The sequence below is a fragment of the Streptomyces canus genome (assembly GCF_001514145.1).
Taxonomy (GTDB): Bacteria; Actinomycetota; Actinomycetes; order Streptomycetales; family Streptomycetaceae; genus Streptomyces; species Streptomyces canus.
Genome location: NZ_KQ948662.1, coordinates 71,799 through 92,776, shown reverse-complemented (window position 1 = coordinate 92,776; position 20,978 = coordinate 71,799). Strand labels below are relative to the sequence as shown.

11 protein-coding genes are annotated in these 20,978 nt (G+C 69.2%); 4 read left to right on the top strand and 7 right to left on the bottom strand.

The features are described from left to right. Positions 1 to 8 precede the first annotated feature (8 nt). The 6 genes from AQJ46_RS22945 to AQJ46_RS22920 form a co-directional block, all read right to left on the bottom strand. Positions 9 to 2,015: a glycoside hydrolase family 31 protein gene (locus tag AQJ46_RS22945; RefSeq protein WP_063803839.1), complete on the bottom strand. Its 2,007-nt coding sequence runs from the start codon at positions 2,013 to 2,015 to the stop codon at positions 9 to 11. Further along, positions 2,015 to 5,740, bottom strand: coding sequence for a beta-galactosidase (locus AQJ46_RS22940; protein ID WP_225887382.1), 3,726 nt, complete (start codon positions 5,738 to 5,740; stop codon positions 2,015 to 2,017). Before AQJ46_RS22940 ends, AQJ46_RS22945 begins: the two co-directional genes overlap by 1 nt. Beyond that, positions 5,737 to 9,384 carry a beta-galactosidase gene (locus AQJ46_RS22935; protein WP_059207387.1) on the bottom strand — a complete coding sequence of 1,216 codons (3,648 nt, stop codon included), beginning with the start codon at positions 9,382 to 9,384 and terminating at the stop codon, positions 5,737 to 5,739. Before AQJ46_RS22935 ends, AQJ46_RS22940 begins: the two co-directional genes overlap by 4 nt. After that, positions 9,381 to 11,249, bottom strand: a complete 1,869-nt coding sequence (locus tag AQJ46_RS22930) for a DUF4091 domain-containing protein (protein ID WP_059207386.1) — start codon at positions 11,247 to 11,249, stop codon at positions 9,381 to 9,383. Before AQJ46_RS22930 ends, AQJ46_RS22935 begins: the two co-directional genes overlap by 4 nt. A gap of 163 nt (positions 11,250 to 11,412) precedes the next feature. Then, on the bottom strand, positions 11,413 to 14,382 hold the full coding sequence (locus tag AQJ46_RS22925; protein ID WP_079072418.1) for a TIM-barrel domain-containing protein: 2,970 nt from the start codon (positions 14,380 to 14,382) through the stop codon (positions 11,413 to 11,415). Between the two features lie 415 nt (positions 14,383 to 14,797). Next, on the bottom strand, positions 14,798 to 15,697 hold the full coding sequence (locus tag AQJ46_RS22920; RefSeq protein WP_059207385.1) for an SIS domain-containing protein: 900 nt from the start codon (positions 15,695 to 15,697) through the stop codon (positions 14,798 to 14,800). Positions 15,698 to 15,870: 173 nt separating this feature from the next. Between AQJ46_RS22920 and AQJ46_RS22915 the strand changes: the two genes are divergently transcribed. Genes AQJ46_RS22915 through AQJ46_RS22905 form a run of 3 tightly spaced genes read left to right on the top strand, consistent with a single transcriptional unit; the run spans position 15,871 to position 19,006 of the window. Further along, positions 15,871 to 17,151, top strand: a complete 1,281-nt coding sequence (locus AQJ46_RS22915; protein ID WP_225887381.1) for an extracellular solute-binding protein — start codon at positions 15,871 to 15,873, stop codon at positions 17,149 to 17,151. A gap of 5 nt (positions 17,152 to 17,156) precedes the next feature. Further along, positions 17,157 to 18,122 (top strand): carbohydrate ABC transporter permease, encoded by a 966-nt coding sequence (locus tag AQJ46_RS22910; RefSeq protein ID WP_225887380.1) that lies wholly within the window; start codon positions 17,157 to 17,159, stop codon positions 18,120 to 18,122. Between the two features lie 56 nt (positions 18,123 to 18,178). Further along, complete coding sequence (locus tag AQJ46_RS22905) at positions 18,179 to 19,006, top strand: carbohydrate ABC transporter permease (RefSeq protein ID WP_079072397.1); 828 nt, start codon at positions 18,179 to 18,181, stop codon at positions 19,004 to 19,006. Positions 19,007 to 19,068: 62 nt separating this feature from the next. Here AQJ46_RS22905 and AQJ46_RS22900 read toward each other — a convergent pair whose 3' ends face one another. Beyond that, positions 19,069 to 19,857 (bottom strand): DeoR/GlpR family DNA-binding transcription regulator, encoded by a 789-nt coding sequence (locus tag AQJ46_RS22900; protein ID WP_057609763.1) that lies wholly within the window; start codon positions 19,855 to 19,857, stop codon positions 19,069 to 19,071. A 164-nt stretch (positions 19,858 to 20,021) separates the two neighbouring features. Here AQJ46_RS22900 and AQJ46_RS22895 point away from each other — a divergent pair, with 164 nt between their 5' ends. Beyond that, entirely contained in the window at positions 20,022 to 20,876 is an 855-nt protein-coding gene (locus tag AQJ46_RS22895) for a class II fructose-bisphosphate aldolase (RefSeq protein ID WP_059207383.1), read from the top strand. The last annotated feature ends 102 nt before the right edge of the window (positions 20,877 to 20,978 follow it).

Here is a 20,978-nt window from a genome sequence, read left to right as displayed (position 1 = left end):
GACGCCCCTTACTGTTCCGCGCCGGTGCGCGCGAGCGCCTGGTACGCCTTGGTGGCGCCCTTGGCCTTGAGATTCACGAATGCCGGGGTCACGCCGAGTGGCGCCACGTAGCCCTTGAGCGTCACGGGGCCGTGGACGACCTTGCCGGTGGTGACGTCACGCCACGTTCCGGTCGGCAGGAAGATGTCCCGGGTGGTGCCTTCGTCGAGATTCGGTGCGGCGAGCACGGCCGGGCCGAGCATCCACTCGTCGGCGACCGTGTAACTCGCCTCGTCCTTCGGGGAGTCGAAGAACAGCGGCCGCATGATCGGATCGCCGGTCTTCAGGGTGCTCTGCACCTGGTCCCAGATGTAGGGGGCGAGCTTCTCGTGCGTCTTGATCGCCTGCCGGTAGAGGTCGACCGTCTCGCGGTCGTAGCCGACCCACTCGCCGGTCGTCGCGTCCCGTACTCCGGTGGGCGAGGTCGAGGCGTACATCAGCGGCATCAGGGACGCCGCCTGCGCCCAGCGGGCCAGGACCTGCTTGGTCGGCGGCGGGTAGCTGAGCGAGCCGCCGATCATGTCGGTCTCGACGAACGGGTAACCGATCGTCGAGACCGCCAGGTTGGCCGAGACCGCGGCGCGCAACCCCGCGAAGGTGGTCGGCTTGTCCGCCGTGCGAGTGGCGAAGCCCTTGGCCTGCGCGGCGTTCCAGGCGACTCGCAGCCCGGCTCCCTGCTGGTCGAACTCGTCGGCCAGCTCAGTGCCGTACTTCACGTAGTCGGCCCGGGTGGCCCCTTGGTAGGGGGCGCACCGGTCGTCGAAGAAGGCGGTGTCGAACTTGAAGCCGGCCACCCCCGACTCGCTTGTCTGGGCCTTGAGACCGTCGGTGTACCACTGCCGGGCGGCCGGGTTCGCCAGGTCGATCAGCCCGGTCCGGCGACCGTTCCACCAAGTGAACAGGCACGGCTTGGACGGGTCGGACGGGTCCTTCAGCAGATAGCCGTTGGCGACGGCTTCGGAGAAGTTGGCGGCGGTCTCGGGCATGTACAGGCCGGTCCACATACCGAGGTCGAAGCCGAGACGGCCGAGTTGCCTGGACAGGGCGGGCAGATCGGGGAAGCGTTCGCCGAAGTCGGAGGCGATCACGCTCTCCTCGATCTGCACCGCGTGCCCGCTCAGCCCGGCCCCGGCCAGCGCGCGGGCCCAGGCGAGGACGTTCTCCTGGGTCTGTTCGCCGTAGAGCTGGGCCCAGGAGTTCCAGAGCGGGGTGGCGTACTGCTCGTAGGGGGTGTCGGAGCGTGCGGGCTTGCCGACCAGCGCGATGTGGTCCCGGTATACCTCGGCGGGGGTGTCCTCGACGAACACCGTGGAGGCGGAGGGCCGTTCGCCGGTGACGGTGAACTCGCCGAGACCGTTGCCGCCGGAGTTGATCCGCACGTCCATCGGGTCGTTCGTGTCCGCCCGCAGCCCGGTGGCGCTGGAGGTGTACCAGAAGGGGGAGACCACCTGGTACGAGGCCGGGCTGAAGCCGGTGTCCGCCAACTGCCCGGAGTCCAGCGGCCACGGCTGCACGGTCTGGTCGCTGTTCTCGCCGTGGCCGTACCAGTGTCCGGCGCTGCTGAGGTCGTACGCCGTGCTGAGCGCGTCGGCTTGGGCACCCGACAGGGACCAGTTCATGTCGTACCGGTCGGAGCGCAGGGTGATCCTCAGATCGACGCTGACCCCCGGCAGGTCCGTGGCGGCGGTGACACGCAGGGAGTTGCCGGTACGGGTGCTGCCGGTGACCTCCCGGACGATGTGCCAGTCGGCGCCGATCCGGAAGCGGAACGCCGCGGGCGCGGTGGCCAGCACGGTCCGGCCCGCCCGTACGGTGGTGACGGTCAACCGGTCCGTGGCGACGCGCAGTTCGTAGGCGGGTGTCGTGACGGTGATCGGCCCGGAGTCGGCGGCCGCCGGCGCCGTGCCGAGCAGCGGGGCGGCCAGGGTCAGCGCCGCCGCGCCGCAGCGTACGGTTCGTCTCGCCGTAGGCAGCATCAGGCACCACCGCCGCAGGTCAGCTTGGCGTCGGCCCAGTCGGCGTGATCGAGGGCGTTGCCGTCCCCGGCGTCCGAGACGACCAGTTCGAGTCGGCGCGCGCTTGCCACGTCGACGTCGATGTTCTTCGTCGCGGTGTCCCGGTCGACGGTGCCGCTCTCATAGACGGGCGTTCCGTCGGCGAGGACGGTGTAGGTGACGGTGGCCGGGCCGTCGGACCGGCCGTAGGTCTCCTGGTCGAGGCCGAGCGCGGCGTGGAAGGTGGTGCAGGTGCCGCCGAGCCACACCTGGACGCTGCTGGCGGCGTGGGTACCGAGGCCCTTGTCGTAGACGGTGTCGTGGAGGGTGAGCGGCAGGCCGTCGCCCTCGGCGTTCTCGCCGACGGACTGGTCGCGTTCGACCGGACCCCAGCCGTTGCTGCTGGAGGCGAACGGCAGATCGCTGACGTAGTGTTCGCCGGCCGTGAGCGGCGGTGGCTGCGCCGCCACGACCTGTTCCCCGGTCACCGAGCCGGGTTTGCCGTCCCGGGTGAAGCCGGCGGTGGCGCGGAGGATGGCGACGGTGCCGGTCTTCTGGTCGGCGGGCACGGTGACGGTCCACCGCGCTTTCGCCGAGCCACCCGGTTCGAGGGTGCCGAGTTTCACCGGATCAGCCGGGGTCGCGGTCCAGCCGTCGGGCAGCTTCGGGCTCAGGGTGAGGCCGCTGAGCGTCTTGCCGTTGCCCGGTACGGAGGCCGTCGCCGTGACCTGGTAGGTGTTACCCGGCTCGACGGTGTCGGGGGCGTCGACGGTCACCCGCGCCGGGGTGACCGGGTCGGCGTAGGTGGCGGCGTCGTAGGCGGGGGCGGCCACGTCGGCGACCCGCAGCGAGGAGGTGACATTGCCGAGCGTGGTCAGGCCGACCTTTCCGAGGCCGCCGCTCTTCGCGTCCTCGCTCCACGAGGCGATGGCGATGGTGTTCTTGCCGTCGCCACGCAGGATGCCGTTGGGGATGGGGAAGGTGTGCTGGGGGCCGGTGTCGTTGACGTACTGGCCCATCAGCCAGCCGTTGACGTAGATGAGGGCGCGGTAGTCGCGGTCGGGGTTGTCGGTGATCGTGACGCCGACGGAGACGTCCTGGCCCGTGGGCAACCGGGGATTGAAGGTGGTCCGGTACCAGGCGATACCGGGTGTGGTGTCACTGACCGGCAGTGTGGCATCGGTCCAGGACCGGTCCGGGAATCCGGGCAGGGTCCATCCCGAACGCTCCCCGTACAGGCCGCCGTTGTTCATGTGCCCGCGCACGGTGTCGACGGGCTTCTCGCCGCCCCGGGGGCCCTGGATGCGCCAGGTGATCTGCGCGTCGGACCCGGCGAGATACGCCGTGGTCAGGCCGCGCGGCTGCTTGTGGTCGTCGCTGTTCCAGGTGAAGTCCTCGTTGTGGCCCATCGTGCCGACCAGGACGGAGACCACGTTCTCCTTGCCCTTGTGCAGCAGACCGTCGGCGAGGGGGAAGGTCTTGCGGCCGGTCCGACTCGTCCCGGCGAACTTCCCGTTGATCCACACCGAGTACGCGCCCACCGCGGCCGAGCCGGTGTCCGGGTTGGTGGCGTAGGCAGTCAGGGAGAGGGACTTCTCGGTGCCGGTGGCCTTGAAGCGGCCCCGGTACCAGACGTAGCCGTAGTGGTAGCCGTACTCGTCCTGGTAGAGCACCGGCAGAGTCCCGGGCTTGGTCGGGTTGTCGGTCGTCAGCTTGTCGGCGTAGCTCCAGGAGGAGTCGTCGAAGCCGGGGGCGGCCTCAGGTGTTTCGGCGGACGTCTTCCAGCCGGTCAGCTCGGGGAGCTTGACGTCCTTCGGGCCGGGCACGGTGCCCAACAAGCTGCCGGAGGAGGTCGGTTTGACGCTCAGGGGTGCGCCGTTCCAGGTGACGTTCCGTACGCCGGACGGGGCGAAGACCTCCAGCGGGCCCGCCTTCTTCGCGTCGCCGGTGAGCGCGAGGGTCGTCCCCAGGCCGGTGACGGATGCCGTGCGGACCAGTTCGGTGCCGCGTTCCAGGACCGGACCGGCTGCCGTGTCCTGCCGCCAGAAGCCGGCGGCATCGGCGTCGGTGCCGATGAGCAGCAGCAGATCGGGGCGGCCTGCGCTCTGGACGAGGACCCGGGTGAGTCCGGAGTGGGTGTAGTCCAGCTTCAGGTCGCCGCGCGCGTCGTCCCAGCTGACGTCCGCCTTGCCGTCGAGCACGGTCACCTTGGGCTTGACGGAGTAGCGGAGCATCGTCTGCCCGGGGTCGCCCTCACCGCCGTAGAGCACGGCTTGGGTACGGCCACCGGTCTTCGCGCTGGTCAGCAGTTCGCTGGTGGAGTAGACGAGCCGCCGGCCGCCGCCGAGGTCGTGGCCGGCGACGAGGATCTTGCCGGTCTTGCCGTTGAGCCGGGCGGTGACCGGATAGGTCCCGTCCGGGGTCTTCCAGTCGAAGGTGGTGGTGGCGTCGGCGTCGGCCATCGGGTCGCCGTGCCGGAGGTACAGGAACTGGGTGTGGGTGTCCGGGTTGGCACGCGCCTCGATGTGCACGGCGTCGTTGGAGGAGGCGGGTGCGTCCGCCGGATCGGTGGCCGTGAGCGGGGCGGTGGTGGTGTAGAAGAGGCCCTGCCGCTTCATCTCGTCGTAGTCGGCGCCGGTCTGGCGCGGCTCGCTGATCGGTGCGCCGTAGTCGTACGAGGTGTAGACCTGGCGCGGGTCGGCGAGCCAGCCCCAGTTGGTGCCGCCGTAGGTCATGTACAGGTTCTCGATCGTCGTGCCCTGCATGACCTCGTGCTTGTTGACGATCTTCTGGTAGGCCGGGCCCATCTTCTGCGGGCACTTCTCGTAGCCGGTGTCACCCCAGGTCTGGAACCAGCCGGTGCCCGCCTCGAAGATCGCCAGCGGAGCGTCGTCCTGCTGCCGTTTGAGGGTGGGCAGCCACCACTCGCCCTTGCAGAAGGAGTTGTACTGGTCCAGTTCCCCGACGAAGTCCAGGCCCTCGCCGCCCGCGTACTGCGGCATCGGCTCGTTTCCGACCAGGGGCACGGTGATGCCGTCGGCCCTTACCTGCTGGGAGAGGCCGACGATGTAGTCGCGGCCTTGCGGGTCGTACAGCTCGTTCTCGACCTGGTAGAGCAGCACCGGGCCGGTGCCGTTCGTGACCTGGTGGCGGGCGAGGATCTTGTCGATCTCCCCCAGCCACTCGCGGGCGGCGTCGAGGTATTCGGGGTCGGTGGAGCGGGCCTGTCCCTTCTGCGTCATCAGCCAGCCGGGGAACCCTCCGCCGTCCGTCTCGGCGTTGATGTACGGGCCCGGCCGGGCGATGACATAGAGCCCGGCCTCCTCGGCCATGTCGAGGAGCTTGTCGACGTCACGGATCCCGGTGAAGTCGTAACGGCCCTTCGCGGGGGAGTGGTAGCCCCAGTCGAAGTAGATCGAGACGGCGTTCATGCCGCTCGCCTTGATCTTCTGGAGCACGTCGCGCCACAGGTCGGGGCTGGGGAGCCGCCAGTAGTGGAACTCCCCGGACCAGACGAAGAGCCTCTTGCCGTCGACCTTGACGGAGTACTTGTCGTAACTGACGGTGTGGGGCGTGGGCTTGGCGGCTGCGGCGTCGGCCGGGACCGTGGCGTGTGCGGGCACCGCGGCCGCGAGGACCGCGAGCAGTACGGAAGCCAGCGCCGCGCACAGCAGGGCTCTCAGCCGTCCGACTCGGGCGAGGTTCACGAGGAGCCTCCCGCGCAGGTCAGCTTGGCGTCGGCCCAGTCGGCATGGTCCGAGGAGACATCGCCGTCCCCGTCGACCGACAGGTCCAGCCAGCGGGCGCCGGTCACGTCCACGTCGATGCCGGTACCGCCGTCGGAGCCGCGCACCACCGGGGTGGTGGTGAGCGAGCGGCCGTCGGCGACCACCCGGAAGGAGACGCTGCCGCCGTCGCCGACCTCGTCGTCCACCCCGGCGGTCGCGGTGAACCGGGTGCAGCCACCGCCGAGATAGACCCGGACCTGGCTGTTCGCGTGCACGCCGAGGCCCTTGGTGTACGTGGTGCCGCCGATACTCAGGGGACGACCGTCGCCCGCCGCGTCCTCCCCGTTGGAGGAGTCCTTCTCCACCGGCCCCCAGCCGTTGACCGCCTTGACCAGGGTCAGGTCGCTCACATAGGCGTCGGCGGACAGTCCCGGCGGTGGCACCTGCACGGCACGTACACCGGTGACGGTGCCCGGACGGCCGGGCTGGGTGAGCTTGGCGGTCGCGGACAGGACGGCGTAGTGGACGGGATCGCCGGGCGGGGTCACGGTGTAGTCCGCTGTCACCGTGTCGCCGGGCCGAACCCGGCCGAAACGGGTGGTGTCGTCGGTGGTCGCGGTCCAGCCGTCCGGAACCTTCAGCGACAGGTCGACATTGAGGGCTGTCGGCGCGTCCTTCGGCACGGTGAGGGTGACGGGGACCTTGGTCGCGGTGCCGGTGGCCAGGAACGGCTCGGCGTCGACGGTGACCCGGGCGCCCGCGGCCGGCATCGCGTAGGTCTTGGCGTCGTACGAGGGCGCGGCCACCGTACCGACCTTGATCCCGCCCGCCGAGGCGCCGAGGTCGACGAGTTTGGCCGAACCCGGGCCCGCGCCGGCCTTGGTGGACCACACGGCCAGGGCGATGGTGTTGTCGCCCTGCTCGCGCAGGAGGCCCTTGGGGATGACGAACCGTGTCTGGGGTCCGGTGTCCGGCAGGTAGCGGCCGATCAGCCAGCCGTTCACGAAGATCTCCGCGCGATAGCTTGTGCTGCCGCCCGGGGGCTCAGCCAAATCCAGCGCGAGCGCGTTGTCCTGGCCCTGCGGCAGGTCGAGCCGGGCGGAGGTGCGGTACCACCGCACGCCGGGCTCGGTCTTGGCGGCCTGCCCGGAGAGGGTGGTGCTCTTCCAGTTGCCGTCGGGGAAGCCCGGCAGCGACCAGCCGGCCCGCTCCCCGTACAGCCCGCCGTTGTTGTACGGGCCCCGTGCGGTGTCCACCGGGTCCTCGCCGCCCCGGTTGCCCTGGATCTTCCAGGTGAGGGTGGAGGCCCCGCCGATCACCTCGGCGGAGAGCAGACCCCGCGGCTCCTTGGAGTAGTCGTGGCCCCATTCCTCGTTGTGGCCCGCGTTCTCCACGAGGACGGACAGGACGTTGTCGCCACTGGCCTTCAGTGTGCCCGCCGGGATGTCGAAGGTGTGCGCGCCGTCGCCGGAGCTGCCGAGGTAGCGGCCGTTCAGCCAGACCGCGTACTGGCCGGTGTTGCCGGTCTTGGCGTCGAGTGCGAGCGCGGTCGCGGCACCGGTGGTCCTGAACCGGCCGCGGTACCAGACGTTGCCGTGGTGGAAGCCGTACTCGTCCATCGCCAGGACCGGTAGCGACCCGTTCAGCGCCGCGTTGTTGGCGGTGAGGTGGTCGGCGGTGGTCCAGGTGGCATCGTCGAAGCCGGGAGCGGACTCCGGTGCCTCCTCCTTGTACTTCCACGTGGTCAGAGCGGGCAGTTCGACCGGGCGCGGCGCCTGGGTGACGGCCACATCGCGGCCGTTCCAGGTCACCTTCTTCGCGTCCGCGATCACCTCGATCTTCGCGGCCTTGCTGGAGTCGCCGGTCAACTTCAGGGTGCCGTCCGCCTGTTCGGCCGTACGGACCAGGGACGGTCCCCGTACGAGGACCGGGCCCGCGGAGGTGTCCTGGCGCCACCAGTGGGCGGTTTCGGCGGTGTCGGCGATCAGCAGTTCCATGCCGTTCACCAGCACGCGGGCCAGGCCCTTGTGCGTGTAGTTCAGGCGCAGGTCACCGCGTTCGGCGTCCCAGGTGGTGGTGACATCACCGTCCAGGACGGTCACCTTGGGCCGTGCGGTGTACCGCAGCACGGTCTCGCCGGCCTCACCCGCACGCCCGTAGAGCAGCGCCACCTCCCGGTCGCCGATCTTGGCGTGCGTCATGATCTCCGAGGTGGAGTAGACGAGCCGCTGCTTCTCGCCCAGGTCGTAGCCCGCGACGAGGAGTTTGGCGTCCCGGCCGTCGACCGTGATCGCTCCCTGCTGGGGGACCCGCGGGTAGTCGCCGTCCGCACCCTTCAGCGTCAGCGTGGTCTCGTCCTTGTCCTTCACCCGGGTGTCGGCGTGCCGCACGGTGAAGAACTGCGTGCCGTCGTCGGGGTTGACGCGCCGGTCGATGCGCAGGGCGTCGTCGGACGGGGTCGGGGCCTCGGCCTTGTCGGTGCGCGCCAACGAGGTGACGGAATTGACCATGTACCCGAGGCGCTTGAACTCCTGGTACTTCTCGGTCAGTTGGCGGGACTCGTTGATCGGGGCCCCGTAGTCGTACGACGTGTAGACCGCGTTGGGGTCGGCGAGCCAGCCCCAGTGGGTGCCGCCGTACGTCATGTAGAAGGACTGGCCGCTCACCCCGGCGGCGATGTTCATCTTGCTGAACACCCGGGTGAAGTCGGTGCCGGTGAGTTTCGCGCAGTCCTGGTATCCGGTGCCGCCCCAGGGGTCGAAGGCGCCGCCCTGTGCCTCCGGGATGATCAGCGGGGACTCGGGCTTCCAGTCGTTGACGTACGAATAGTCGGGCAGGTTCTTCCAGGTGTCGGGGTCCTTGCAGTCGAAGCCCTGCGGGTAGGCGTCGAAGCCGTAGATGTCCGGGGCGCCCTTGCCGCTGACCCAGTTCTGGTTGGCGCCGCCGTCGTTGACGAAGGTGGGCACATCGATGCCGTCCTCCTTCGCCCAGTCGATGAGGGTCTGCATGTAGTCGGCGTCGTGGCGACCGCCCTGGTACTCGTTCTCGACCTGATAGAGGATCACCGAACCTGTTCCACGGGTGAGTTGGTGGCGCGCGATGATCGGGTTGATCCGGCTCATCCACTCCCGGGCCGCCTTCAGGTACTCCGGCTCGGAGGTGCGGTTCACGCCGGCCTGTGTCGACCGCCAGGCGGGCATGCCGCCGCCGGAGACCTCCGCGTTGATGTACGGGCCCGGTCGGGCGATCACATACAGGCCCGCGCGCTCGGCCTCGTCGAGCAGCCGTTCCACGTCACGGGTCCCGGTGAAGTCGTACGAGCCCGGCTTGGAGGAGTGATAACCCCAGTCGAAGTAGAGCGAGACCGCGTTGAATCCGCCCGCCTTGATCTTCTGCAGGACGTCGCGCCATGCGTCGGGGCTCGGCAGCCGGAAGTAGTGGAACTCGGCGCCCCAGACGTACAGGGGCTTGCCGTCGACCTTTACGGAGTACTGGTCGTAGGTGACGGTGTGCCGCGCCTGCGTCCGCTGCTCCGCCTGGGCCGGTGTCGCGACACCCGCGCTGGTCAGGGGCATGACACTCAGCGCTCCGGCGAGCAGCAGAGACCTCCACTTCCCTCTCATGAGGTCAGCTCCTTCACGACTGCCGCCCGCGCGTTCTCGATGTCGTTCACGTCCTTCGTCCGGCCGTCGAGGTTCCGGGTCGCGGTGGTGAGCGCCTCGGTCAGGGCGCCGCTGTCGGTGCCGTCGTCCTTCTTCCGCAGCTGGGCGATGAGTTCGTAGTCCTCGATGCCCTCCTTCAGCTGCTCCCAGCGGATGCTGGACATCGGGCCGTCCTTGCCCGGGTAGACCAGGTACTCGTCGCCCTGCGTGAAGATGTGCACCGGTTGCTTGAAGGGGTCGCTGGTCCAGCTGTTGTACGACCAGCGCAGGAAGCCGTCCAGATCCCGCTGGGCGGAGATCCAGGGCAGCATCCGCGACTCGACGGCGGGGGAGTAGGACAGTGTGTTCGGGTGGGCCGGCGAGCCGTACACGTAGAAGGTCGTGATCTTGCCGGCCTTGCGCCGCTCCTCGACCTTCTCCTTCGTCATCGCGTCGATGCCGCCCCAGTCCACGGACAGGTTGGACGCGACGCCTTCGGTGTTGATCGAACCGGCCACGGAAATGCGGTTGTCGAAGGCCGGCGCCACCTCGTGGACGAAGTTCTTGACGACCGTCATGGTGTCGATGGGCCGCTCGTCGAAGGACAGCCAGGTGTGGTCCAGCCAGCCCTTCGCCTTCACGTGCTTCTCGAAGGCGGGGAGGAAGGCTCCCCACGCCTGACGCCAGCGGTCGCCGCCCAGGTCGACGTTCTCGTAGACGGTCTTGCCGGTGCTGGTGTCGGTGTAGGTGAGGTGCTCCTGGTCCTGGAAGGCCAGCATGGAGAAGGCGCCGATGTCGGGCCCGAGTCCGGCGCGTCTGGCGGTCTCGACGTACTTGTCCCAGCGGCTGAAGTCGAAGGAGAACGTCTTCCCGTTCCAGGCCCAGCCCACCATGCTGGTGTACGGCGTGGCGGTCTGCGACTCCCGGGTGCCGAGCGACCACTGGTGGTGCCACGGGTTGTCGACGATGGTGGTGTTGATGACCTTCTGGCCGCGCGAGGCCAGGTCACGGTCGTACTTGTCGATCAGCTTCCAGTGCTCGTCGGACCAGAGCTTGACGCCGTGGTTCTTGGCGATCGTCTCCGGCTGCGCCCACACGTCGAGGAAGAAGCTGTAGTCCTTCGGGTCGGGCACGCTCGTGTCCTTGACCTCGATGGTCAGCGGGTACGTGCTCTGGGTACGGCCGTCGGCGTTGACCTTCACCGTGCCGGTGTAGGTGCCGGGCTTTGCCCCCTTGGGGATGTGGAAGGTGAACCAGAGCGGCTGCGCCGCGTACGCGGGAACGTCCACCGAGGACTTCTCCTCCAGCGGGTCGCCGACCACGTCGGGATTGCGGTCGCCGGACACCTCCTTGCCGGAGCTGACCTGGTCGATGGTGGCGGACCAGTCGACCTCGCTCTTGGAGCGCTGCACGGGTACGTACTTGACGAACCGGACCTGGGCGTCGGCACCGGACAGCTTCGCGCCGCCGGGACCGGTGAGGTCGCCGACCACGGCCTTGACGTCGTCGAGGTTGTGTCCGGAGGCGATGGCCAGCTGCGCCGAGACCTGCTCGTTGCGGACGGCGGAGAGCTTGAGGTCCTTGGTGTCCTTGCCCTGGATGGGAGTCATCGGGTAGCGCGGGACCCGCTCCTCCGAAGAGCCGGCGAAGGAGCCGGTGGGAACCCAGGTGATGGTGTCCCTGGTGCCCATGGCGTCGGCGACCTTGACGGTCAGCCAGGTGGTGGTGGCCTTGGAGTTCAGGTCGGTGCTGGTGTCCGCCGTACCGGTGACGGCGATCGCGGTGGTGCTGGCGGCCACGACGACACCGGCGACGAAGCCGGCGACGAGTGAGGACGTACGTGCCATGGGGCTGGGTTCCCTCTCTCACGGAGGTGCAGGGAGTGGTCCCCGGCGGACTCCCACGGGGGCCGGGAGTCCTGCACGGGAAGCGGGGATGGTTCCCGGCAGCCCTCAAGGGGGGAGGGGGCCTGCCGGGAAACCGGAGGGTGGTACTGGCGAAACCGGCGTGTCAGGAGGTGACGGTGAATCCGCTGAAGACGGCTTCGATGTTCTCGCCGGGGTAGTTGACGTTGGCCGCGCCGGCGACCATCCCGGCGTCTTCGGTGCCCGCGGCCGACGGCACCTCGGCGGTGCCCACCTGCGACCAGGTCTGGCCGTCCTTGCTGGCGTACGCGGTGTAGGTGGTGCCGTCCCGCGTCAGCTTGAGATACGCCGGGTGGTAGGTGGCGCCGCCGCCCGCCCAGGTGTCGAGCTTCCCGTCGCCGTTGCTGTCGGTCATGAACTCCAGTCCGTAGCTCTGGGTCATGACCAGCACCGCGTAACCGCCCTTCTCGGGTGCGGTCAGGTCGTTGGCGAGGGCGATGCCCGCCTTGCCGACCGGTGAGGCGCTTTTCTGGGAGACCAACTGGGCCTGCACAGTGGACTTCTCGCCGGCCGCGTCGTCGCGGTAGATGACGCCCTTCTCGTCCTTCCAGCCGGACAGGTCCTGGCCGCCCGCCCAGATGGCGAACTGATCACCGGCCTGGGCGTATTGGGGGTCCTCAGAGGTGGTGTCGGTCGTCAGGTACGGCGCCTGCACACTGCTCGGAGCGGCCTTCACCTGCGCCTGCACGGTGTCGGACACCTTCGTCGAGCCCTTGGAGCCGGTGTAGGTGGCGGTGCCGGTGAGGGCATGGCTGCCCCAACGGGCGTCCTCGGCTGGGGTCACCGTCCAGGTGGTGGTGAGTGTCGCGCCGTTCTTGAGGGAGCTCGCCGTGGTCGGACCGGCCGACTTGGCGCTCCAGCCGTCGGGCAGGACCAGGGCCGCCTTGACACTCCTGATGGTTCCGGTGCTCCAGTTGGTCACGTCGGTGGTCACCTGGAACGGCTTGCCGGCGTCGGTGGCCGGGGCGTCCGGGGTGATCAGGACGGCGGCGGCCGGAGCGTCGTCGCGCTTGAGCGCCCTGATGGCCTTGTCCGCGCCCTTGGCCTTGAGGTTGACGAAGGCCGGCGTGACGCCGAGCGGCGCCGCGTACCCCCTGAGGGTCTTGGGTCCGCGAATCACCGTGCCCTGGTTGACGTCGTACCAGGTGCCCGGCGGCAGATGCACGGAGCGGGTGGCTCCGGTGCTCAGCTTCGGCGCCGCCAGCACGGCCGGGCCGAGCATCCACTCGTCGGCGACCGTGTAACTCGCCTCGTCCTTCGGGAAGTCGAAGAACAGCGGCCGCATGATCGGATCGCCGGTCTTCAGGGTGCTCTGCACCTGGTCCCAGATATAGGGGGCGAGCTTCTCGTGCGTCCTGATCGCCTGCCGGTAGAGGTCCACCGTCTCCTGGTCGTAGTCGACCTTCTGGCCGGTGGTGGTGTCGTTGGTGTCCACCGGCGAGGTCGAGGCGTACATCAGCGGCATCAGCGAGGCGGATTGCGCCCACCGCACCAGTACGTCCTTCGTCGGCGCGGGCTGGCCGCCCGAGCCGCCGATCATGTCGGACTCGACGAACGGGTAGCCGATAGTGGAGATCGCCAGGTTCTGGGAGGCGGAGGCGCGCAGGGAGTCCCAGCCGGTGCCCTTGTCGACCTGGCGGGTGACGAAGCCGGCCTCGTGGGCCGTCTTGTTCCAGTGCACCCGGATACCGGCGCCCTGGAGGTCGAACTCGTCGGCGAGCTGCGTGCCCAGCTTCTGGTAGTCCGTGACCTGGGAGCCCTCGCGCGGCGCGCACCTCTCGTCGAAGAAGCGCGTGTCGAACTTGAGCCCGTCGATGTCGTACGTGTCCATGAGGGACTTGAGGTTGCCCTCGTACCACGCCTTGGCCTCGGGGTTGGCCAGGTCGATGATCCCCGCCTCGCCGTTCCACCAGGTCACGTCACACGGCTTGGTCTTGTCCTTGGCGTCCATGAGCAGATAGCCGTGGTCGACCGCGTACTGGTAGTTGGCGGAGTCCAGGTTGATCCACAGGGTGACCCAGACGCCGAAGTCGAACCCCATGTCATGGATCTTCTTGGAGAGGCCCTTGGGATCGGGGAAGGTCTTGGGATCCCAGGTCAGATTGCCGTAGTTCGACTCCCACTTGTCGTCGAGCTGGATGGTGTGCCCGTCCAGCCCGTTGTCGTGGAGGTCGGTGGCGTAGTCGAGCAGTTTCTCCTGGTCGACCTTGGTGTAGAACTGCGCCCAGGAGTTCCACAGCGGCTTGGCGTACTGCTCGTACGGGGCGTCGGACTTGGTGGGTTTGCCGACGATGCCGACGTAGTCGCGGTAGACCTCCAGCGGGGTCGACTCGACGAACACGGTGGCCTTGAAGGTGTCGGGCGACTCGACGACGAAGCTGCCGAGGCCGTCCTTGCCCTTGTTGAGCGCCACGTCCATGACATTTCCGGTGTCGACGCGCAGACCGGTCGACTTGGAGGTGTACCAGAACGGGTCGATCATGTGGTACGACGCCGGGCCGAAGGTCGGATGGTCGACCTCGCCGGCGTCCAGCGGCCAGGGCTGGTCGGTGCCGGGACCGCCCTGCGGGGTCTCGGCCTCGCCGTGGCCGTACCAGTGGCCGGCCGACGACAGGTCGTAGGTGAGGCCCAGTTGCTTCGGTGCGCCGCCTCGGACGTCCCAGTCGAGCTGGTAGCGATCGGCACCGGGGGTGATCCGGGCCTCCACCGTGGCGCCGGCGAGCGTGCTGTCGGCCGTGACGGTCAGGACGCCGTTCTTCCACGTCCAGTCGGTGACCCCGGTCGCGTGCTGCCAGGTGCCGTCGGCCGTGGCGAAGCGCAGGGCGCCGGTGTCGCCGGAGGTGGTGGCGAGCACGGTCTTCCCGGCGCGGCGCGTGGTCAGGGCGAGTTCGTCGGTGGCCACGTCGAGGGTGTAGCCGGGGGCGTTGGCGGAGGCCGGCACGGAGACCGTGACGGCGTTCGCGGTGCGGGTCACCTTCGGACCGGCGGTGGCGGTGGCGGTGGTGGAGGCGGCCGTGGCCGCGGCGGTGGAGCCGGTGAGGGGCGCCATCAGCATGGCGGCGGTCAGTGCGGCAGCGAGCAACAGGCCGCCGGGACTGCTCAATCGGGCGTGCACTCGTGTCCTCCTGTCGGACAGGACGGTGGCTCAGGAGCGGCGGTGCGTGGTGCCGGTGGCGTGCGGAGCGCACGGTCACGAAGAAGCGCGGTGCCCGCCAGGACTGTGTTCTGCTTGATTCTGCGTACAGATGCAAGATTCGAAGCGATTTCGCACATGCTCTTGCGGGAATCGCCACCTGTCAACATGCGGGGCACACGGCGTCCGGAGTGCCCCGAGGGCTGTCGTGGAGCGGCTGTTGTCCCTGGTGGCGGTCGGTCCCGGGACCCGCCGACCGGCCTCGGCGGGCCCGGAAACCGTTCGTAACGGGCATGTAAATTCTGCGGCCCCGAGATCCTTCCGGGGGGGCGCCCGGTCAGGCCAGGATCACGGAACGGGTCAGATGGCGCGGATTGTCGGGGTCCAGCCCGCGCGCCGAGGCGAGGGCGGAGGCCAGCCGGTGCACCACGACGAGATCCGCCAGCGGGTCCCGGCCGAGCGCCACCAACTGCCCGCCGGTGCGCGCGATCTCGTCGGCGAGGCCCGGCGGCATGGCGGCCGGGTCCCCGAACCACCACGCCACGCGGCCGGGTGCGGTGACGCTGATCGGGCCGTGCCGGTACTCCATCACCGGATAGGCCTCGGTCCAGGCGCCCGCCGCCTCGCGCATCTTCAGCGCAGCCTCCTGGGCGATGCCGTAGGCCCAGCCCTGCCCCAAGAAGGTGAACTGCTCGGCCTCCAACACCCCGGCCGGCAGCGGTTCGTCCAGCGCGGCGCGCCCCTGCTGCGGAAGTTGCTCCAGGTCCTCGCCCAAGTGGGCCCGTAGGAGGACCAGTTCCGTGCTGGCGAACCGGGTCTGGACGACCGAGGTCTCGTCGGCGAAGTCGAGCACGACGACGGCGTCCGCCGGCCCCGTCACCGGCGACTGCGGCACCGCGGTCACCGCGGTCGTGCGGGTGTGCCCGCGCAGTCGGCCGAGCAGCTCCAGCACTTCGGTCGTGGTGCCGGACCGGGTCAGCGCGACCACCCGGTCGTAGGCCCGCCCGCCCGGCATCTCGGAGGCGGGGAAGGCATCGGTCTCGCCATGGCCGCCCGACTCCCGCAGTGCCGCGTACGCCTGGGCGATGAACCAGGACGTCCCGCAGCCGACGACGGCCACCCGCTCACCGTGCCGGGGCAGGGAGGTGGAGACGGGACCGTCGGGCCTCCGGGCCAGGGCCACGGCCTGCCGCCAGCAGTCGGGCTGGGTGGCGATCTCGATGTCGGTCTGACTCATCGGGGACTCCCCTCTCGGGCGCACGGCGTGACCGATACGTGATGTGACGGCCCTTGACACTGTGCGCGCTTGATTGAGCATCATGTCGTTCGATGATTGATAGCACCAGGAATCGAGCATAAACAAGCAAGCGAGCGCGCAATCAGGCGAGCACGCGCTTGAACAAGCACGCCATGCGTGCGGAGAGGTACTCCGTGAAACGGCACCTCGCGGGCCTCGCCGGGGGTACGGCCCTGGCACTGGCCCTCACCGGTTGTGGCAAGGGCAGCGCCTCGGACAGCGGCGGATCCGACGGCAAGACGATCAGGTTCGTCGCGGCGAAGTACGACGACGACACCCAGGCCTACTGGACTGCGCTGATCAAGGACTTCGAAAAGGCGAACCCCGGCTACCGGGTGAACCTCGAAGTCGTCGACTGGGAGCAGATGGACTCCAAGGTCAAGACGTACGTCCAGACCAAGCAGGAACCCGACATCCTCAACTACAACAAGTTCTCCGACTTCGCCCGCGACGGCCTGGTTCACAAGGCACAGGACGTCGTCTCGCCCAAGGTGCTGGCCGACTTCCTCCCGCTGTTCCGGCAGAAGGCGCAGTACAACGGGGCCCAGTACGGCCTGCCCTTCATCTCCAGCGCGCGCCTGTTCTTCTACAACAAGGACATCTTCGCCAAGGCGGGCATAGCCAAGCCGCCGTCCACCTGGGCCGAGGTCGAGGCCGACGCCAAGAAGATCAAGCAGGCCGGTTACATCGGCCTCGGGCTGCCCCTGGGCCCCGAGGAGGCCCAGGCCGAGTTCCAGATCTGGGCGATGAACAACGGCGGCGGCTGGACCGACGCCTCGGGCAAGTGGACGATCGACCAGCAGGCCAATGTCGACACCCTCAGCTACCTGCGGAAACTGACGAAGGAAAAGGTCACCCAGCCCAACCCGGAGGCCACCAACCGCAAGGACGTCTTCAACCAGTTCGCCCAGGGCAAGATCGGCATGCTCAACGGGGCGGTCTTCATGCGGAAGGGCTTCATCGACCCGGTCGACGCCGAACTGAACTACGGCGTCGCGGCCCTGCCCAGCAAGGACGGCAGCACCCACAAGACGCTCGGCGTGCAGGACTACCTCGTCGCGTTCAAGAAGAGCGACGGGTCGAACAAGGCGGCGGTGAAGAAATTCCTCGACTTCTTCTACCAGAAGGAGAACGCCGCCAAGTTCGTCTCCACCGAGGGGTTCCTGTCGGTCACCGAGTCGGCCGGTCAGGTGCTCAGCTCCGACAGCCGGAACGCCGCTTACTACAAGCCGTTCGTCGATGCCCTCTCCAGCGCCGAGTTCGCCCCCGCCGACGATCCGGCGTGGGCCGCGGTCGACGGTGCCGTGAAACAGCGCATCGGCACGGGGGTGGCGGGCGGCGACCCGGCGAAGGTCCTGGGCGAGATCCAGAAGACCGCGCAGAAGGGCGACTGACTTCGGTGGCCGTACACGATGTCACCGCAAGCGCCACCGGGGCCGAACACCCGGCCCCGGTGGCGCCGGCGCCGCATCCGCCGCGCCGCCGTCGCAGGTCATGGCGCGCGCTCGAGCCCCTGTTGTGGCTCGGGCCCGCGACCCTCCTCATCCTGACCATGGTCGTCTGGCCGATCATCGAGATGATCCGTACGTCCCTGACGAAGGTGAGCTCCACCGGACTGTCCGAGGGATTCGCCGGCCTCCGCAACTACACCGACCTGTTCGCCGAGGGCGACCTGCCCGGAGTGCTGCTGCGCACCGTCGTGTGGGTCGTCGGGGTCGTCACCGTCACGATCCTGGTCTCCCTCGGCCTGTCCCAACTGCTGAACGCGAGCTTCCCGGGGCGCCGGCTGGTGCGGTGGGCGATGATCGTGCCCTGGGCCTCGTCCGTGCTGATGACGGCGCTCATCTGGCGCTGGATGCTCAACAACTTCTACGGCGTGATCAACCGGCTGCTCATGGACATCGGGGTGCTCGACGCCCCCGTCAACTGGCTGGCCCATCCGGGGCAGGCACTCGCGGCGATGATGGGCGTGGCGGTGTTCGTCTCGCTGCCGTTCACCTCGTTCGTCCTGCTGGCCGGTCTGCAGAGCATCCCGGGCGAGGTCTACGAGGCGGCGCGGGTGGACGGTGCGGGCCCGGTCCGCGCCTACCTCGGCATCACCCTGCCGCTGCTGCGGCCCTCGCTGGTGGTCGCCGCGATCATCAACGTCATCAACGTGTTCAACTCGTTCCCCATCATCTGGGCCATGACGCGCGGCGGCCCCGGCTTCAGCACCGACACGACCACCACCTACCTGTACAAACTCGCCTTCGACAACCAGTCGGTGGGGGAGTCGGCCGCCATGGCCGTCGTCAACTTCGGGCTGGTCCTCGCCGTGGTGCTGGTCTATCTGCGCGTCGTCCGCCGACAGGAGGACACCGCGTGAGCAGAACCGCCGTCAGTCCCCGCACCTCCACGCCGCCCAGGAGGCGGCCACGACCGATGAAACTGCGCACCGTCCTGCTCACCGCGGCCGGCTGGCTGGTGGCGCTCGCGTTTCTCGCGCCCTACGCCGAAATGCTGCTGACAGCGCTCAAACCCACGCCCGAACTGATGAAGTCCCCGCCGTCCTACCTGCCCTCCCACTGGCAGTGGTCGAACTTCACGCAGATCTGGTCGCTCACCGACCCACGCGTCGGAGAGGCGCTGCTGTTCTCGCTGTACGTCGCCGGGGCGTCGACGCTGCTCGCCCTGGCCGTCGGACTGCCCGCCGCGTACTACACCGCACGGCACCGCTTCCGGGGGCGCGGCGCCTTCCTGATCCTCGTACTCGTCACCCAGATGTTCGCGCCGACCGCGCTGCTGGTCGGCATCTACCGGGAGATGGTCAGCCTCAACCTGACCGACACCGCCGAGGGCCTCATCCTGGTGAACGCGGCATTCAACCTGCCGTTCTGCGTGTGGATCCTCAACGCGTACTTCGCGAGCATCCCCAAGGAACTCGAGGAGGCGGCCTGGCTGGATGGCACCGGTCGGTTCGGCGCCCTGACCCGTGTCATCCTGCCGCTCGCCATGCCCGGCGTGGTGACCGCGCTCGTCTACACCTTCATCGGCGCGTGGAACGAGTACGTGGTGGCGCTCACGATCACCTCGTCCGGCAACCGGATGACGCTGACCAGGGCGATCCCCGGCTTCGTCACCTCGTACCACGAGCAGTGGCAGTACCTGTTCGCCACCTCGATCGTCGCGATCGTGCCCGTGGTGGTGCTGTTCGTCTTCGTGGAGCGCTACCTCGTCGCCGGCCTGACCGCGGGCGGCGTGCGCGGATGACGCCGGGATCCGCATCGCAGCCGGGGCCGTCGCGGGGGCCGGTACGGCAGCGGCGCTCGGCGTCAGGCGCGGATGACCTCCACACCGGCCGCCTCGAACGACTCGGTCAGTTCGTCCGAGGCGGCCTTGTCGGTCACCAGGACGTCGATGTCCGCCACCGGGCAGATGCGGGCGAAGGCCCGTCGGTTCAGCTTGGAGGAGTCGGCGACCGCGACGACCTGCTGCGCCCGGCGGGCCAGGGCCCGGTTGATGCTGGCCTCGCCCTCGTGGTGGGCGGTCGCCCCGTGGGCCACGTCGATGGCGTCCACTCCGATGAAGACCTGGTCCAGTGCGATCTCCGCGAGCAGTTCGGTGGCCAGCGGTCCGATCAGCTCGTAGGACGCAGGGCGGGCCACCCCGCCGGTCACCACGAGCTTGACGTGCCGCCGTACGACCAGCTCGTTGGCGATGTTCAGGGCGTTGGTCACCACGGTGACCGCCGTCTCCGCGCCGCCGGAACTCAGGTCGGCGCGGGTGGCCAGAGCTCGCGCCACCTCGGTGGTCGTGGTGCCGCCGTTCAGCCCCACCACGGCGCCGGCCTTCACCAGCCCGGCGGCCGCGTCCGCGATCCGCTCCTTCTCCGGAGCCTTGCGCGCGGCCTTGTAGCGCAGGGGCAGGTCATAGGCGATGGCGTTGATCACGGCTCCGCCGTGCGTGCGGGTGACCATCTGCTGGCGGGCCAGCTCGTCGAGGTCGCGCCTGATGGTCGCGGCGGAGACACGCAACTCCTCGGCAGCCGACTCGACTTCGATCCGCCCGTCGCGCGTCAGCATCTCCAGCAGCGCGCTCCACCGGGCCTGCGGTGCCGCCATGTCTCACAACTCCCTGTCGGTGGTGTGCGCCGCGAAGTGCGCACCCCAATGAAACCACAGCGCATGATTGGGTGCTTTATGGTCGCCAAACGAGCAAAACCCTGCACTACCCGCGAATCCCCGCCCCGGCCCCTGCCCTCGCATTCCGCGACAGGAGGCCGTCCGTGCCGCTGACTCCCACCGCCGACGTGGTGAGCTCCGCGTACCGCGACGGACGGGCCGTCGGCGCGTTCAACGTGATCACCCTGGAGCACGCCGAGGCCGTGGTCACCGGGGCGGAAGCCGCGGGCCGCCCGGTCATCTGCCAGATCAGCGAGAACGCCGTGCGGTTCCACGGCAGCCGGCTCGCCCCGATAGCCCGCGCCACCGTAGCGCTCGCCGAGACGGCCGGCGTCCCCGTGGCGCTGCACCTGGACCATGTCACCGACGAAGAGCTGCTGCGACGCGCCGCGGACTGCGGCTTCGGATCCGTCATGTTCGACGCGTCCGCGCTGCCGCACGCTCAGAACGTCGCCGCCACGCGCGCGGCGGCCCAGTGGGCGCACGCACAGGGTCTGTGGCTGGAGGCGGAACTCGGCGAGATCGGCGGCAAGGACGGAGTGCACGCACCTACGGCACGCACGGACCCCGACCAGGCGCGCGACTTCGTGTCCGCCACCGGGGTGGACGCACTGGCCGTCGCGGTCGGCAGCTCCCACGCGATGACCACGCGCACCGCCCGGCTGGACCACGGTCTCATCGCCCGCCTCGCCAAGGCGGTCCCCGTGCCGCTGGTCCTGCACGGCTCGACGGGCGTGCCCGACGAGGAGCTCCGGCAGGCGGTGGCGGCCGGCATGGTCAAGGTCAACATCGGTACGGCACTGAATGCCGCCTTCACCGGCGCGGTCCGCGACACACTCGCCGCGACGCCCGCGGCCGTCGACCCCCGCCCCGCCCTCACCGCGGCGCGCCGGGCGATGGCCGATGCCGTGACCTCGGCGCTGCAGACCCTGTCGGGCGGTGGGTACGGGACGGGTTGACGGATTCCGGTGTCGGGCGCGAGACGATCGCCGACGTTCAGCGTTCCAGACGTTCAGGCCTCCTGACCGACGATCAGTGCCCGTACCTCGTCGCAGGGCTGG